We start from the raw sequence: 16,154 nt of genomic DNA, 5'->3' as shown, positions 1-16,154 counted from the left end.
TTTGCTCGTCTTTCCTCTCTCTCCCCCCCCCCCCCCGCCCCCCCCCCCCCTCCCCCCCCCCCCCCCCCCCCCCCCCCCCCCCCCCCCCCCCCCCCCCCCCCCCCCCCCCCCGGGGCCGGGGCACGGTCACCGGACGGCGGAGGGGACGCGGGGTCCTCGGGGCCGCTCGGCCTTGCCCCGACCGGTGGTCGCGACCGAGGGCTGCCGCCGGTGGGCCATCACCCATCCCGAGCACTTCCAGCTCCTGTACGGAACACCGCTGCGGTATTGCACGGCGCCCGTCGACGGCCCGACCACGCGGGCGGTGCGCCGGATGGGCGCGGTCTTCGAGAGGGAGCTGTTCGGCGGCGGCACGGCCGAACAGCTCGCCGGGGCCGAGACGCCCGCGCTCTCCGCCGAACTGCGGACCTGTCTGGAGAGCCTGTCGCCGGGCGGCCGGGACGGACTGCCGGCGCCCGCCACCGCGCTCTTCCTCGGCGCGTGGGGGCAGATGCACGGTCTGGTCGTCCTGGAGGTGTTCGGGCACACCGCGTATCCCGGTGACCATCAGGCCGGGATCTTCCGCGTGACGATGCGGAACTTGGCCGCGGACATCAACCGCCGGATCCCGCAGGCGTAAGCGGGTCCGGGGTCCGGTCCGTGAGATACGTGTGCACGGAATCGAATTCCGGCGCTACTCTCGCCGCCATGTCCGCACCCGCCGCCCTCCTCTGTCTCGCGTGCTTCGCGAACTCGGTGTGGTGCGTCGACGACAACCTCTGTTGTTCCTGAGTCGAGCCCCCGCGCCCCACCGCCGACCACCCGACTTCGGAGAACAGTCGTGACCACCACCGCTCCCCCGCGCCGGACCAGCCCCGCCGCGTTGCTCGTCCCCTCACCGACCTCCTCCCCCGCCCCCGAGGCCGAACCGGCGCCCCCGGTACGCCGGGTGCCGCTCGCCATATCCGGGCTGTCGGCCGTCGCGCTCACCGCGTACGTGTGGTCGACGCACGGCGCCAAGCCCGGTTCGCTCCTGCTGCTCGGGCTCGGTCTGGGCGTGGCACTGTTCCACTCACGGTTCGGATTCACCTCCGCCTGGCGGCAGTTGGTCGCCGTCGGCAATGGGCAGGGGCTGCGCGCCCACGCCCTGCTCCTCGGCACCACAGCCACCCTCTTCGCGCTGGTCATCGGCAGCGGCACCGGCCTGTTCGGGTCCGTGCCCGCCCCGTCGGCGGGACCGCTCGGTGTCGGGCTGCTGGTCGGGGCGTTCGTCTTCGCCATCGGTATGCAGCTCGGCGGCGCGTGCGCCTCGGGCACGCTGTTCGCGGTGGGCTCGGGGCAGTCGTCCATCGTGCTCACACTCGGCGGCTTCATCGCCGGATCGACCCTCGCCGCCTGGCAGTTCGACCTCTGGAAGGACCTGCCCGCGCTCGACCCGGTGCTCCTCTCCGACCATGTCGGCTGGTTCGGTTCCTGGGCGGTCACCCTCGCCGTACTGGGCCTGATCGTGCTGGTGAGCCGCCGCGTACAGGCACGCCGTACGCCGCCGCCCATCAGCACCCCGCCGAGCGCCAAGGGCGCGGCGCGCGTGCTGCGCGGCTCGTGGCCGCCGGCCGTAGGCGCACTGGCGCTGGCCGTGCTGGGCGCCGGCGTGCTGCTGGTGTCCGGCGGCCCCTGGGGTGTCACCAGCGCGTTCGGCCTGTGGGGCTCGCGGGTGGTCGACGCGCTCGGCGGCAACCCCGCCGGCTGGTCGTTCTGGCAGCAGCCGGGCAACGCGGAGATGTTCGCGGGGCCCGTGCTGAAGGACAAGAACAGCCTGACCGACATCGGGATCATGATCGGTGCAGCCGTCGCCGCCTCGCTCGGCGGTACATGGGCGCTGCACCGGGGCATCCCCGGCCGCACCGCCGTGGCCGCGGTGCTCGGTGGCGTACTCATGGGGATCGGCGCGCGGCTGGCGGGCGGCTGCAACATCGGCGCGTACCTCGCGGGCATCGCTTCGGGCAGTCTGCACGGCTGGATCTGGGGCGCGACCGCGCTGCTCGGGACCTGGGCGGGGCTGCGGCTGCGCCCGCTGTTCGCGCTGGGCAACCCCAAGCCGGGGGACGGGATCTGCTGAGCCCGGCGGACCGCGCGCCGTAGGCTTGAGCGGTGGTCATCGAACAGAGTCTGGAACTGAACGACGGACGCACGCTGCGGACGTACGACAGTGGCGGCGGTACGGGGAGCGGGGACCGGCCGACCGTCGTCTGGCACCACGGCTCGCCGCAGACCGGTGTTCCGCTGGAGCCGCTGCTCACGGCGGCGGAGGCGCGCGGGATCCGGCTGGTGTCGTACGGCCGCCCCAGTTACGGAGGGTCGAGCCCGCTGCCGGGCCGGAACGTGGCATCGGCCGCAGCCGACGTGGAGCGGATCGCGGACGCGCTCGGTATCGGGGCGTTCGCCACGATGGGGGCGTCCGGCGGCGGGCCGCACGCGCTGGCGTGCGCCGCGCTGCTGCCGGAGCGGGTGACGGGTGTCGTCTGCCTGGCGGGCCTCGCGCCGTACACGCGGGCCTTCGACTGGTACGAGGGAATGGTGTCGCCCGGCGGTCTGCGGTCCGCCGCGGACGGGCGCGAGGCGCGCGAACTGTACGCGGCGACCGATGAGTTCGACCCCGCGAGCTTCACCGCGGCCGACTTCGCCGCGCTGGCGGGCGCGTGGTCGTCGCTGGGCGACGACGCGGGGAAGGCGGGCCGGGCCGGGCCGGACGGGCTGATCGACGACGATGTCGCCTTCGCGACCGCGTGGGGCTTCGACCTGGCGGAGGTGGCCGCGCCCGTCCTGCTGGTGCAGGGCGGCCACGATCGCGTCGTACCCCCCTCGCACGCCACGTCGCTGCTCGCGGGTCTGCCGCGGGCGGAGCTGTGGGTACGGCCCGATGACGGGCACGTCTCGGTCCTCGACGCGTGCCCGTCGGCGATGGACTGGCTGCTGGCGCGACCGTAGAGCCTCGCACTTGAATAACCTTGCGGTTATATAACCGTAGAGGTATGTTCGGGTCATGCCCATACCGTTCGACGTGCTCGCGGAGCCGAGCAGGCGCAGGATCCTCGACCTCCTCCTGGAGCGTCCCCATCTGGTCGGCGAGCTGACCGACCGGCTCGGCCTCAGCCAGCCGGGCACCTCGAAACATCTGCGGGTGCTGAGGGACGCGGGGCTGGTACGGGTCCGGCAGGACGCCCAGCGCCGCTGGTACGAACTGGCCCCGGAGCCACTCGCGGAGCTCGACGCCTGGCTCGGGCACTACCGGCATCTGTGGACCGGGAGGCTCGACTCGCTCGAACGGCAACTCGACGCGATGAAGGACGATTCGCCATGACCGCGCACCCCGATGACAGCCGCTCCGACGACAGCCGCTCCGGCGACCACGGCTTCCCGTCCTCCCTCTCCGCCGAGAGCGGCGGGCGGACCGCCCTGCGCATGGAGCGCCGGCTCGCGCACCCGCCGCAGCGCGTCTGGGACGCGATCACACGGCCCGCGCACCTGGCGAAGTGGTTCCCCTCCGAGGTGAGCGTGGATCTGCGGCCGGGCGGCGAGATCGGCTTCCACTTCCCCGGCGAGCCGGGTCCCGGCCCGGCCATGACCGGGCGGGTCACCGACGTCGACGAGCCGCGCCTCTTCGCCTTCACCTGGGGCGAGGACCATCTGCGCTGGGAGATCGCACCGGACGGGGACGGCTCGCGGCTCAGCCTCGTCCACACCTTCGGCGACCGTTTCGGGGCGGCGAGCTTCGCGTCCGGCTGGCAGGTCTGCGTCACCGCGCTGGAGCGACTGCTCGCGGGGCGGCCCGTGGACGTGGGGCGGGACACACGGGGCACGCTGCACGAGGTGTACATGGCCCGGTTCGGCGAGCTGACGCGGGGGCGCGTCGAGAAGACGGAGGACGGCGGGCGCCGGGTCCGGTTCGAGCGCCAGCTCGTCCGGCCCGCGGAGGTCGTCTGGGCCCGACTGACCGGTGGGGCGGAGCCGTTGACCGGTTCACCGGCGCCGCCCGGCTTCACGGCCGGCGAGATCCCGGCGGGGCCGGTCACGGACGTACGGGCGCCGGAGGTCCTCGCGTACGCCTGGCAGCCGGAGGGCGAGGTCCGCTGGGAGCTGCGCGCCGGGACGGGGCACGGGCCCCGGCTGGTCCTCACCCAGACGGGCCCGCACGACTTCGACGCGGAGGCGGCGGAGGCGGCGTGGCGGGCGCGGGTGCGGGACCTGGCGGCGGACTTGGCGGCGGGGCCCGCGGACGCCCGGGACGGCGGGGCGGCCGGTCCCTCCTGAGCCGCCGGACGGCGTCGCATCGGCCCGCCCCGGCCCGGCCCGGACGGCGGACAGCCCGAGGCCGGGCGGGCTGCTCCGCGCAGTCCGTCCGGCCTCGGGGTCACGCCATGACCGTCCCGATCAGTAGGGGCCGTTCACGTTGTCGATCGAGCCGTAGCGGTCGGCCGCGTAGTTGCACGCCGCCGTGATGTTCGCGACCGGGTCGTACGGGTCGGTCGCGGTGCCGGGCACGTGGTACGCCTCGAAGGTCGGGGCGATGACCTGGAGCAGGCCCTTCGACGGCGTGCCGGCCGCCGCGTTGGAGTCCCAGTTGTTGATGGCCTGGGGGTTGCCACCGGACTCGCGCATGATGTTGCGGTGGATCCCGTCGTACGAACCGGGGATGCCGTTCTGCGCCATGACGTCCAGCGCCTCGCGGATCCAGCCGTCGAGGTCGTTGGTGTACGACTTCGCGGCCGTCTCGACGGCTTCGCCGGTCTCGCCCGGCGCGTTCTCGGTCGACGCGGTCGGGGCCGCCGCCTTCGGCTTGCCCGAGAGCTTCAGCTTCAGGCCGGGGTGTATCAGCGACGGGTCCTCGCCGACGGCGGCGCGGTTGGTCTTGTACAGAGCCTTCCAGCCACCGCTCACGGAACGGGCGTCCGCGATCTTGGCCAGCGATTCGCCCTTCGCGACGGTGTGGGTCACCTTCGCGGCGGCCGTGGCGGCCGTCGGGGCCTTGACGGGCTGCTGCGGGGCGGGGGCGGCGCCCGCCGTGGTGGCGGCCACCAGGGGCAGGGCGAGTGCGGCGCTGCCGGTGCCGAGGGCGATGAGGCGGCGGGCGAGCGGACTGGTGCGGGAACGGCGGTGCTTACCCGGTGCGGGCATGACGAAATCCTCTCCGTCGCCTGCGAGGTGAGCTGTCGGGTTCGGGCGGGAGATGCCCGGCCGCGCTTTCGGCGCGGCTTCACCCCGAGCCGGTCCGGCATTGCCGGACCGGCGACTTACCTGGGTCCCCCGCTCCTGCCGTACGTGAATGGGTGGGTGCGGTTTCCGGGCAGCGGCAGGATTCGGCGTTCCGCCCGGAATGACGAGAACGTAAGCGAGAACGTCCGGGCGAAACAAGTCCTGAATTCACCGCACCCCGCCATTCACTGATCCAATGGCGAACAATTCGAATTCCCGCCCGGCGGTACGGACCCTCAACTTTCCTTTCCCGCACGGGAGGTGGGAACGGACACGGGAGAAACACACCCGCCAAATCTGTGACACACATCACGGACTATTGATGCAACCGCCCGGCGACAACACGGCCCAGAAAGGGACAAGTTGGTTCCTGAGCGCACATAACACCCGCTCCGCAAAGCGGACAAAATACAATCTTCCACCTTTGGCGATATGCACTTTGTGTCAGAAAAGCGCCTTCCGTACGGCTCCCCTCACAGAGCCGTACGGAAGGCGCGCCGCGGGGCTCCCGCCCCGCCGTCGACGGGGTGTCAGCCGGCCGTTCGCCCGGCGCCGGGACCGCCCGTGATCACGAAGCTCGATCCCGGCTCGACCAGCACGTCTCCCTCGGCCGAGTTGGTGATGGTCACGTCCGTGAGCGTCGCGTTGCCGCGGGCGCCGCCCATCGCGAGGATGCCGGAACCGTTGTTCGACCTGTCGATCGACACACCGCTGATCTCGACGTCGGGGACGTTGCCGCCGCCGTTCTTGAACTGAATGCCGTCATACGTCGAGTCGGAGATCTCGGTGTCCCTGATCTTCACCCCGGTGATGTCGCGGCTCGCCGGGAAAATCGTGATCGCGCCGAACTCCTGGTCCTCGTTCCAGAAAGCGCCGCCGGTGCGGTGCAGCGCGTTTCCGGTGAGCAGGGTCTCGCCCGAGAAGGGCAGCGGATCGTGGTCCGTCGCGAGCATGATTCCAGGGTAGTTGGCCGTATCGGCGATCAGGTTGTTCTGCACCTTGTTGCCGTAACCGCCGTATATCGCGACGCCGTTGGCGCGCCAGGGCAACTGAATGGTGTTGTTGGTGAACGAGTTGTCGTGCGCGATGTCCACCGCCGGGTCCTTGACGTATCGACTGGCCCAGACGGCGAGCGAATCGTCACCCGTGGTACGGAAGGAGGAATTGTTCACCAGTGAATTGCGGGTGCCGTTGGTGAAGTTGATGCCGTCGGCGTAGGTGTTGCGGATCCGCATGCCGCTGAACTCAAGGCCGTCGGCCGGACCCCAGAGCGCCGGGATGTTGTCGTAGTCCCGGCCGACCCAGACGCCCACGTTGGCGTGCTCGATCCAGACGTTGGAGATCTTGGTGTCCTGTCCGAAGCGGCCGTTGAGGCCCACACCGCCCTCGGCGCCTCCGCCGCCGCGGATCCGGCCGGAGCCGAAGATGGCGATGTCGGAGATTTGCGTGTTGTCGTCGATGTCGAAGCCGAAGTTGCCCTCGTGCGGGTGGTTGATGCCGCCGGCGTTCTGCGGCTCGGTGAGCGTGTAGAGCTGTGAGTGCCACATGCCCGCGCCGCGGATCGAGACGTCGCTGATGCCGATCTGGTTGAACTGCCCCTGGTTGTCGGGGTCGTCGGTCAGGATCTTCTGCTCCTGACGCCACTGGCCCGCGGGGATCCAGACGCAGTCGATGTCGCCGTTCTGGTCGGCGGTGACCGCGTCCTGGATGGCCTCGGTGTCGTCGTTCCCGTCGTCGGGGACGGCACCGTACTCGGTGATGGAGGTGCACTCGGCGGGCTTGGCGGCCGGGGGCGCCACCTGCTCCAGATCGATCAGGTCGACGATGTAGAAGGACGCGTCGTCGTCCGCGTCGCGCTGGAGCTTGAACTCGGTGCCCGCCGGATAGCTCTTCTCCAGCAGCGCGTGCGACTCGTCGAAGAGTCTGCGGGCGTCCGCCTGGGGCGTGTTGGTCAGCGACTCGGGGTCGTCGGTGTTGCCGTACAGCCAGCTGTGCTTGGACGACAGATCCAGTTTCTGCACGAACGCGCCGTCGGCGTAGAGGCTGACGGTGGCGTCGATACCGCCACCGCCGGGCGCGTCCGGGATGGAGTTGCGTACGACGATCGAATTGGCCTCGTTGACCGAGGTGAACTGGACGAACTCCCCGGTGCTGTCCAGCCGTACCGATTTGCGGCCCGACGACTCACTGGCGAAGTTGGTGTGTCCGAAGGTGCGTTCCGGGTCCGCCTCCAGCAGCGTGCCGTCGTAGTCGGCGGCTTCGGCCTCGTACTCGACGTACGGGAGAGCGGCCCCGCGCTCGGCCGCTGCCGGGCGCGCCGACGTGTCGCCGGCCTTCGCGGGCGGGCCGGCCGCCGACGCGGACGCGGCGGGCAGGAGACCGACGACGAGCAGTCCGGTCATGGACATGCTGGAGATCAGGCGCCGTCGGAGGTGCTTCGACTTCATGGTGTCCTCTGTTTCCGTGGGGTCGACAGAGTGAGGGATGCCGGTCCGTGGTGGGGGGGAGCGGCAGGACCACGACCAACCGGGACAGATCGACTGCCCCGATCTTGCAACAGAACCGCAAATAATTGAGCTTCACAGTTCAGGTCCTGCGGTCAGGCAGTGAGAGTTTTCAAGCATGTCACGCCTTTGTCAACAGCCCGCGCCAGAAGCGGGCTTGGCGCACGGCGGGAGCGGACGGCGCCGGACGACCCCCACCGGTCCGCCGACCACCGCGCCTCGCGCCGCCAAGGGCCATGATGGAGATATGGCAAATCCGACAATTCTCACCGTCGACGACGACCCCGCCGTCTCCCGGGCCGTCGCCCGCGACATCCGGCGGCAGTACGGCGAGAGCTACCGGGTCGTACGCGCCGTGTCGGGCGAGGAGGCGCTGGAGGCGCTGCGGGAGATCAAGCTGCGCGGGGACCAGCTCGCGATCATGCTGGCCGACTACCGGATGCCCCGGATGAACGGGCTGGAATTCCTGGAGGCAGCGATGGATCTCTTCCCGCTGGCCCGCCGGGTGCTGCTCACCGCGTACGCGGACACCGAGGCCGCGATCGACGCCATCAACGTCGTGGACCTCGACCACTATCTGCTCAAGCCGTGGAGTCCGCCGGAGCAGAACCTCTACCCGGTGATCGACTCGCTCCTGGAACTGTGGCTGGCCACCCCGGACCCGGGGGTGACGGAGACGCGTGTGGTCGGCCACCGGTGGTCGGCGCCGTCCTTCGCCGTACGGGACTTCCTGGCCCGCAACCTCGTGCCGTACCGGTGGCTGATCTCGGACGAGCCGGAGGGCGGCCGGCTGCTGGCCGCCGCCGGACTCAGCCAGGCGGACGTTCCGGCGGTCGTCACCTCAGACGGCAAGACCCTGGTGAACCCCTCCGAGCGGGAGCTGGCCGCGCACGTCGGGCTGAGCACCGTACCGGCCTCCGGCTTCTACGACCTGGTGGTGGTCGGCGGCGGGCCCGCCGGTCTCGGCGCGGCCGTGTACGGCGCCTCCGAAGGGCTCCGGACGCTGCTGGTGGAGCAGCGGGCGACCGGCGGACAGGCCGGCCAGAGCAGCCGGATCGAGAACTATCTGGGCTTCCCCGACGGGGTGTCCGGCCAGCAGCTGACCGAGCGGGCCCGCCGCCAGGCGCTCAAGTTCGGGGCGGAGATCCTCAGCACCCAGCGGGTGGTCGCGCTCGACGCGGCGGGCTCCGGCCGCGTGCTGCGCCTCGGCGAGGAGAACGCGGTCACCGCCCACACCGTGGTCCTGGCGACCGGGGTCTCCTACCGGCGGCTGGGCGCGGCCGGCGTGGCGGAGCTGACCGGCACCGGGGTCTTCTACGGGTCCACCGTCACCGAGGCGATCAACTGCTCCGACGAGGAGGTCTACATCGTCGGCGGCGCCAACTCCGCCGGGCAGGCGGCCGTGTACTTCTCCCGCTACGCCCGCCGTGTGCACGTGCTGATCCGCCAGGGCGATCTCACGCGTTCGATGTCGAGCTATCTGATCGACCAGCTCAACGACATCGACGTCATCGAGGTCCACCCGTGGACCGAGGTGACGTGCGCGGAGGGCGACGGGCATCTCCAGAGCCTGACGCTGCGCGACTCGCGGTCCGGGCAGAGCAGGAGCGTGCCGACGTCGTGGCTGTTCGTCTTCATCGGCGCCGAGCCCCACACCGACTGGCTGGACGGGGCCGTCACCCGCGACGAGCGCGGCTTCGTCGTCACCGGTACGGATCTCATGACGAGCGGACGGCGCCCGGCGGGCTGGGGCCTGCCGCGCGATCCGTACCACCTGGAGACGAGCGTCCCGGGTGTCTTCGCGGCGGGCGACGTGCGCGCCACCTCGGTCAAGCGCGTCGCGTCGGCCGTCGGTGAGGGCGCCATGGCCGTCTCCCTGGTGCATCGATATCTGGAGGCACAGTGAGCACCACCCCGGAGGACCGGCTGACACCCGAGCAGCTGCGCACCCTCTTCCTGTTCGAGTCGCTGAGCATCGAGCAGCTCCACTGGCTGGCCGAGCGCGGCCGGGTCGAACGCCGGGACGCCGGTGAGGTGGTGTACCGGGAGGGGGAGCCTGCCGACTGCTTCTTCGTGCTGCTGAGCGGGGCGATCTCGCTCCACCGGGTCCTGCACGGCGACGACGTGGAGGTCAACAGGACCGACCAGCGAGGGGTGTACAGCGGCGCGACGCGGGCGTATCTGGGCGACCGTGTCGACCAGACGTATCCGCACACGATGCGCGCGGTCAGCGACGCCGAGTTCCTCGTCCTGCCGGCCGAGGAGTTCGCGTACGCGGTGCGCACCTGGTTCCCGATGGCCCTGCATCTGCTGGAGGGGCTGTTCTTCGGCACGCGCGCGGCCAACGCGATCGTCAACGAGCGGGAGCGGCTGCTGGCCCTGGCCTCGCTGTCCGCCGGGCTCACCCATGAGCTGAACAATCCCGCGGCGGCGGCCCTGCGGGCGACGGCCGGGCTGCGCGAACGGGTCACCGGCATGCGGCACAAGCTGGCCATGATCGCCGACGGCAGGCTCGACGGGGCCGCGCTGCACAAGCTGGTGGGGCTCCAGGACGACGCCGTCCGGCGTGCCGCGGCGGGCGTCGACCTGACGGCGATGGAGACCTCCGACGCGGAGGACACCGTCAGCGACTGGCTGGAGGAGCGGGGACTCGCCCGCCCCTGGGACCTGGCGCCGTCACTGGTGGCGGCGGGCATCGGGGTGCCGTGGCTGAGCGACGCGGCGGCCACGGTGGGCGACGAGTACTTCGAGGGTGCGGTGCGCTGGATCACGTACACCATCGACACCGAGCTGATGATGGGCGAGATCGACGACTCAGTGGAGCGGATCTCGGAGCTGGTCGGGGCGGCCCGGCAGTACTCGCAGCTCGACCGGACACCCTTGCAGATCGTGGACGTGCACGCCCTGATCGACGCCACGCTGACCATGCTCCAGGCCAAGATCCCGGACGACGTACGGGTGGTCAGGGAGTACGACCACGGCCTGCCGTCGATCCCCGCCCACGGCGCGGAGCTGAACCAGGTGTGGACGAATCTGATCGTCAACGCCCTGGACGCGATGCCCGACGGCGGCACGCTCACGGTGCGCACCTGGCGCGAGGACAAGCGGCTGATGGTCGAGATCGCGGACACGGGCGTGGGCATCGCCGAGGACGTCCGGCCACGGATCTTCGAGCCGTTCTTCACGACCAAGCAGGTCGGGGAGGGTACGGGGCTGGGGCTGGACATCTCCTACCGCATCGTGGTCAACAAGCACCACGGGGACCTCAGGGTGACCTCGCGGCCGGGCGACACCCGCTTCCAGGTGTGCCTGCCGATCGAGGAGGAGGCGGCCGGGGAGCCGGTCAGCCCAGCAGCTGATGGGTGAAGCACCAGCGCCACTCCTCGCCGGGCTCCAGGGAGCGCATGACGGGGTGGCCGGTCTGGGTGAAGTGTTCGGTCGCGTGCCGGAGCGGTGAGCTGTCGCAGCATCCGACGTGTCCGCAGGACAGACAGAGACGCAGATGGACCCAGTCCCGACGGTCGAGTGCGACACAGTCGACGCATTCGTCGGTGCGCGAGAGGGGCGCCACGTCAGCAGTCGCGTTGGCGAGATCTGTACATGTACCCATGCCGCCACCGTACTGCGGCGGGGCGCGGGGGGCGCGTCGGAGAGGCCGGGGCCGCGGGCCCGCGGGGCCCCGTAAGTCCGCGAAGTCCGTCAGGTCCGGAGACTCCGGATCCGCCGGGGCGGCAGACTGGCTGCCGTGACGACACTGAGCAAAGGCGCCAATCTCCCGGTGACGGCCCCCTCCGTGCGGGCCGTCCTCAGCTGGTCGGCCGGGCCGGGCGTACCGGACGTGGACGGTTCCGCCCTCCTGCTGACCGACGCCGGACAGGTGCGCTCCGACGGCGACTTCATCTTCTACAACCAGCCGCACCACGCCTCCGGCGCCGTACGCCACGTCGGCAAGCAGCCCGGCGCCGACTCGGTGGAGGTGGACCTCGCGGGGCTGGAGCCGGGCATCGAGCGTGTGGTGCTGTGCGCGTCAGCGGACGGCGGCACGTTCGGGCAGGTGCCCGGCCTGCGGCTGCGGCTGCTGGACGCGGCGTCGGGCGCGGAGCTGGCGCGTTTCGACATGGAGGCCGGTTCGGAGACCGCGTATGTGAGCGGGGAGCTGTACCGGCGGGGCGGCGCGTGGAAGTTCCGGGCGGTCGGGCAGGGGTACGCGAGCGGGCTGGCGGGGCTGGCGACGGACTTCGGCATCACGGTCGACGAGGAGCCGCCACCGGTGTCGCCCCCGGCCATGGCGCTGGTACCGCCTGCGGCGCCGATACCGCCACGGGCGCCGGCCGCGCCCCCGGCTCACCCGGCCCCCTCCCCCGCCGCTGCCGCGCCCGCCCGGACCGGCACCCGGCTCACCAAGGGTGAGGAGCGGCTTCCCGTCGACATGCGCAAGCGCCTCTCGCTGCGCAAGGAACAGGTCGCGGTCAGCCTGGACAAGCACGGCGTCACCGGGGTCGTCGCGCGCGTCGTCCTCGTCCTGGACGCCTCGGGCTCGATGAGCGCGCTCTACACGCGCGGCGTGGTGAAGAACGTCGCCGAGCGGATGGCGGCCGTCGCGGCGCAACTCGACGACGACGGCGAGATGCAGGCGTGGACGTTCGCCACGAACCCGGCCCGGCTGCCCGATCTGGTGATCGGCGAGCTGCCCGAGTGGCTGAGGCTGCATGTGCGGGTGGGACAGATGAGCCTCTTCGGCCGTAAGAAGCCGCAGAGGGGCCTGGTGCCGGGTCAGGTCGACATGCGGGCGGTCGGTTTCCAGAACGAGGAGCAGAAGGTCATCGCGGAGGTGCGGGCGTACGTGCGCGAGAATCCCGTGCCCGCGCCGACCCTGGTCCTGTTCTTCTCCGACGGCGGCGTGTACCGCGACGCGGAGATCGAACGGGAGCTGCGCGCGGCCGTCGAGGAGCCGGTGTTCTGGCAGTTCGTCGGTCTCGGCAGGGCCAACTACGGGGTGCTGCAACGCTTCGACACGATGGCGGGCCGCCGTGTCGACAACGTCGGCTTCTTCGCCGTGGACGACATCGAGCGCGTCTCGGATCCGGAGCTGTACGACCGGCTCCTGTCGGAGTTCCCGTCATGGCTGCGGGAGGCGAGGCAGGCGGGGATCCTGCGCTGAGCGGGTCGTAGCGGGCGGCATGGGCCCGCGTGCGGCGGCTGTTCCCGGGTCGCCGCACGAGCCGCCGGGGCAGAGAGCCGGGCAGGGCCTTTCCGCCGTCCTGTCCGCAATCGCCCCCCGTCCGTGTCACCGCACCCGTACTGTTAGTTTCTACAGTGCTGTAGAAGCACAAGCGCTACGGCCGGCAGTCGGCGGTGCGGGGGGCGGGGCGTACCCCCCGCACCGCTCCGCCCGTACGGCCGCTTCCACGCCGCTCCCCCGCGCGGCCGATATTTTCTACAGTGTTGTAGATTTTGCTCAGTCATTACCTTCGAGCACCAGGAGAAGATCGTGGGAGTTTCCCTCTCCAAAGGCGGCAACGTTTCGCTCAGCAAGGAAGCGCCGGGCCTGACGGCGGTGCTCGTCGGCCTGGGCTGGGACGCGCGCAGCACCACCGGCGCCGACTTCGACCTCGACGCGAGCGCGCTGCTGGTCAACGCGGCCGGCAAGGTCCCCTCCGACCAGCACTTCATCTTCTACAACAACCTCAAGAGCCCTGACGGTTCGGTCGAGCACACCGGTGACAACCTCACCGGTGAGGGCGAGGGCGACGACGAGTCGCTGAAGGTCAACCTCGCCGGCGTCCCGGCCGAGGTCGACAAGATCGTGTTCCCGGTCTCCATCCACGAGGCCGAGTCGCGCGGGCAGAGCTTCGGCCAGGTCCGCAACGCGTTCATCCGCGTCGTGAACCAGGACGGCGGCGCCGAACTCGCGCGCTACGACCTCACCGAGGACGCCTCGACGGAGACCGCGATGGTCTTCGGCGAGCTGTACCGCAACGGCGCCGAGTGGAAGTTCCGCGCCGTCGGCCAGGGTTACGCCTCCGGCCTCTCGGGCATCGCCACCGACTTCGGCGTCGGCGTCTGAGCTGAACGGCACGCCGCCGGACCCGGAAACCTGACGACTCCTCCGGGTCCGGCGGCGTCGCGCTTTCCGGGCCGCCCGGTACCTCCCGGCCCACCGCTTCGCCTCGCGCCGCCGACCGGTCCACAGCCGAGGTCACCTCGCGGGACGGAAAGGCGAGAAACGGGCACATCTCGTATTCCCCGGATGAACTGCCGGGCGGGCGGGCGAGATGAGGCCAACCACGAGTGGCCGGCCTCCCCCGGCGCGGTGCCGATCGCGCGCGGCCGGGGCGACAAGGGTGCCGAGGGCGCGATCGAGGTCGCCGTCAGCGCGACATACCCCATCGAGCAGGTCCGGGAGGCGTACGCGGCGCTCGCCCCGCCGCACAGCCGGGGCAAGATCGTCCTGCGGATGCGCGGACCGGGCGGCGGGGTGATGCCGGGGCCGCCACCCCTGCCCCGTCCCGGCACGTTCGGCCGGGCCTCCCGCTTCGCCGCGTGCCCGGGGCCCAACACCGCTACCGGCAGGGGGCGTTAGTACGTTCCTGGTACATTCCTCGCCGTCCGCCGGCGGTCCTGGTGTGGCAAGGTCGTGCCGTGGATGAGCTGCGACCCGAAGATCCCGCGCGAATAGGCGTGTGGCAGATAATCGCCCGGCTCGGCTCGGGCGGTATGGGACAGGTGTATCTGGGCCGTTCGCCGGGCGGCCGGCTGGTGGCGGTGAAGGTGATCCGCGACGAGATCAGTGACCATCCGGAGACGCTGGCCCGGTTCCGGCGGGAAGCCGCGACGGTGGAGACCGTACGCAGCCCCTACACCGCCCAGTTGATCGAGGCGTCGCTCGACGCGTCGCCGTACTGGCTGGCCACCGAGTACGTGCCGGGCCCCACTCTGCGCGCCGCCGTCATCGAGAGCGGCCCGTTCCCGCCCGAGAGCGCGCTGCGGCTGTTCGCCGCTCTCGCCGAGGGGCTGGCCACGGTCCATGTCCACGGGGTCACGCACCGGGACCTGAAGCCGCAGAACGTCATCCTCGCGCCGCAGGGGCCGCAGCTGATCGACTTCGGCATCGCCCGGGGTGTCGAACAGACGCTCCTCACCCAGGTCGGCATGGCGCCGGGAACACCCGGGTACGCGGCGCCCGAGGTTCTCCTCCGTAACGAGGTCGGCCCGGCGGCGGACGTCTTCGCGCTGGGAGCGACGCTCGCCCACGCCGCGACGGGCCGTCCACCCTTCGGCGGCGGAGAAGCCCCGGCGGTGAGCTACCGGACCGTTCACGAGGACATCGACCTGGTGGGCGTACGCGACGACCTGGCCGCGCTGATCCGGCGCTGCGTCGCCAAGGACCCCGCCGGACGGCCCGGGCTCGCCGCCGTGATCGCGGGATGCGCGGTGGACTCGGCGCTGGCGGCGGACGCGCACTACCGGTCGGTGGCCCGTGACCCCGAGGCCGTACCCCAGGGCGCGCCGGAGGCAACGCCGGGGCGGGCAGAGGCGGTTGGGCCCGAACCCGGGCCGGCTCCCGGACCCGGGCCCGGAGCGGAGCCCGCTCCCGCGCGCTGGGGGTACGAGGGAACCACCCCGTACGCCTCGCCCTCGCCCTCGTCCCCCGCCGCCCGCCCAGGACGCCGCAAGGGGTGGCTCGCGGTGTGCGCGCTGGGGCTCGCCGTGCCGCTGGGGCTCTGGCTGCTCCCCGGACAGGACAACGGCAAGGACCCCGAGGCGGGCACCACGGGAGCCGCCGCGTCCGGACCGACCGCCGGGGACGGCACGGGGAGCGGCACAGAGGACGACACGGAAGACGACGCGAAGGACGATCCGGCGCAGGGCCCACCGGACCACATCGCGAACGACCGCGTCTCGCAGGACCGCTGGGCCCTGTCGGACGATCCGCAACAGGCGTCCCAGGGCATCGGCTTCTGCGACCTGGGCAGTGTCGCCGACTCCTCGCCGCCGGCGGACATGCGGTCCTCCGTCTCGCACACCACAGGCTCGGGCACCGCCTCGGTGGCCTTCCGCCCCAAGGACGCGGGGAAGGGGAAGCGCCCCGCGCCGTACTACGTCTCCGTCGGCATACGCCCTCCGCACGAGACCGACCGCGCCACCGGACGCCCCCTCAAGTCGGCGGGGAAGGGCATCGGATTCACCAGCGCGCCCGTCGACCTCTACTCGAAGTGGTCCTCGGGCGGCACGGTCAAGCTCCAGTACCCGGATGACTTCCGGGCCCACTTCGGCACACGGACGGTCGACGCGATCCCGGTGAGCGACGATCCGGGCGACTGGACCGTGGTGATCTACCACGTCGAGGGCGGACCCACGAAGTACACGTCCATCGTGTGCAACGGCTTCCACGCGTAGCCGCCCCGTTCGGTCCGG

At 71.5% G+C, this 16,154-nt stretch carries 13 protein-coding genes, 1 pseudogene and 1 riboswitch; of the genes and pseudogenes, 11 read left to right on the top strand and 3 right to left on the bottom strand.

The genetic code is table 11. The features are described 5' to 3' along the window. Positions 1–172 precede the first annotated feature (172 nt). The 5 genes and pseudogenes from ACZ61E_RS01915 to ACZ61E_RS01895 form a co-directional block, all read left to right on the top strand. A pseudogene (locus tag ACZ61E_RS01915) lies at positions 173–619 on the top strand (TetR-like C-terminal domain-containing protein); the annotation flags it as partial. A gap of 201 nt (positions 620–820) precedes the next feature. Beyond that, positions 821–2,098 carry a YeeE/YedE family protein gene (locus ACZ61E_RS01910; protein ID WP_469696737.1) on the top strand — a complete coding sequence of 426 codons (1,278 nt, stop codon included), beginning with the start codon at positions 821–823 and terminating at the stop codon, positions 2,096–2,098. A gap of 32 nt (positions 2,099–2,130) precedes the next feature. After that, on the top strand, positions 2,131–2,967 hold the full coding sequence (locus ACZ61E_RS01905; protein ID WP_469696736.1) for an alpha/beta fold hydrolase: 837 nt from the start codon (positions 2,131–2,133) through the stop codon (positions 2,965–2,967). Between the two features lie 55 nt (positions 2,968–3,022). After that, positions 3,023–3,340: an ArsR/SmtB family transcription factor gene (locus ACZ61E_RS01900; RefSeq protein ID WP_469696734.1), complete on the top strand. Its 318-nt coding sequence runs from the start codon at positions 3,023–3,025 to the stop codon at positions 3,338–3,340. Then, positions 3,337–4,290, top strand: a complete 954-nt coding sequence (locus tag ACZ61E_RS01895) for an SRPBCC family protein (RefSeq protein ID WP_469696733.1) — start codon at positions 3,337–3,339, stop codon at positions 4,288–4,290. Before ACZ61E_RS01900 ends, ACZ61E_RS01895 begins: the two co-directional genes overlap by 4 nt. 120 nt (positions 4,291–4,410) lie before the next feature. On the opposite strand, the gene ACZ61E_RS01890 is transcribed toward ACZ61E_RS01895, so the two are convergent. Next, complete coding sequence (locus ACZ61E_RS01890) at positions 4,411–5,154, bottom strand: transglycosylase SLT domain-containing protein (protein ID WP_469696731.1); 744 nt, start codon at positions 5,152–5,154, stop codon at positions 4,411–4,413. 4 nt (positions 5,155–5,158) lie between these two features. Next, positions 5,159–5,319, bottom strand: a riboswitch (cyclic di-AMP (ydaO/yuaA leader). A gap of 443 nt (positions 5,320–5,762) precedes the next feature. Next, positions 5,763–7,679 carry a right-handed parallel beta-helix repeat-containing protein gene (locus ACZ61E_RS01885; RefSeq protein WP_469696729.1) on the bottom strand — a complete coding sequence of 639 codons (1,917 nt, stop codon included), beginning with the start codon at positions 7,677–7,679 and terminating at the stop codon, positions 5,763–5,765. A gap of 304 nt (positions 7,680–7,983) precedes the next feature. On the opposite strand from ACZ61E_RS01885, the gene ACZ61E_RS01880 reads away from it, so the two are divergent. Beyond that, positions 7,984–9,642 (top strand): NAD(P)/FAD-dependent oxidoreductase, encoded by a 1,659-nt coding sequence (locus tag ACZ61E_RS01880; RefSeq protein WP_469696728.1) that lies wholly within the window; start codon positions 7,984–7,986, stop codon positions 9,640–9,642. Then, positions 9,639–11,102, top strand: coding sequence for an ATP-binding protein (locus ACZ61E_RS01875; RefSeq protein ID WP_469696727.1), 1,464 nt, complete (start codon positions 9,639–9,641; stop codon positions 11,100–11,102). The genes ACZ61E_RS01880 and ACZ61E_RS01875 overlap by 4 nt, the downstream gene beginning before the upstream one ends. Here the strand turns inward: ACZ61E_RS01875 and ACZ61E_RS01870 are convergent. Further along, on the bottom strand, positions 11,080–11,346 hold the full coding sequence (locus ACZ61E_RS01870) for a UBP-type zinc finger domain-containing protein (RefSeq protein ID WP_078074580.1): 267 nt from the start codon (positions 11,344–11,346) through the stop codon (positions 11,080–11,082). The genes ACZ61E_RS01875 and ACZ61E_RS01870 overlap by 23 nt on opposite strands. 135 nt (positions 11,347–11,481) lie before the next feature. Here ACZ61E_RS01870 and ACZ61E_RS01865 point away from each other — a divergent pair, with 135 nt between their 5' ends. The 4 genes from ACZ61E_RS01865 (at position 11,482) to ACZ61E_RS01850 (ending at position 16,136) form a co-directional block, all read left to right on the top strand. Beyond that, positions 11,482–12,897, top strand: coding sequence for a VWA domain-containing protein (locus ACZ61E_RS01865; RefSeq protein WP_469696725.1), 1,416 nt, complete (start codon positions 11,482–11,484; stop codon positions 12,895–12,897). A gap of 330 nt (positions 12,898–13,227) precedes the next feature. Next, positions 13,228–13,803 (top strand): TerD family protein, encoded by a 576-nt coding sequence (locus ACZ61E_RS01860; RefSeq protein ID WP_469696723.1) that lies wholly within the window; start codon positions 13,228–13,230, stop codon positions 13,801–13,803. A 183-nt stretch (positions 13,804–13,986) separates the two neighbouring features. After that, positions 13,987–14,319 carry a zinc-binding dehydrogenase gene (locus tag ACZ61E_RS01855; protein ID WP_469696721.1) on the top strand — a complete coding sequence of 111 codons (333 nt, stop codon included), beginning with the start codon at positions 13,987–13,989 and terminating at the stop codon, positions 14,317–14,319. 59 nt (positions 14,320–14,378) lie between these two features. After that, positions 14,379–16,136, top strand: a complete 1,758-nt coding sequence (locus tag ACZ61E_RS01850; RefSeq protein WP_469696720.1) for a serine/threonine-protein kinase — start codon at positions 14,379–14,381, stop codon at positions 16,134–16,136. Positions 16,137–16,154: the final 18 nt, after the last annotated feature.

This window comes from Streptomyces sp. NPDC104581, from assembly GCF_055583685.1.
This window is presented reverse-complemented; position numbering and strand designations above follow the sequence as displayed.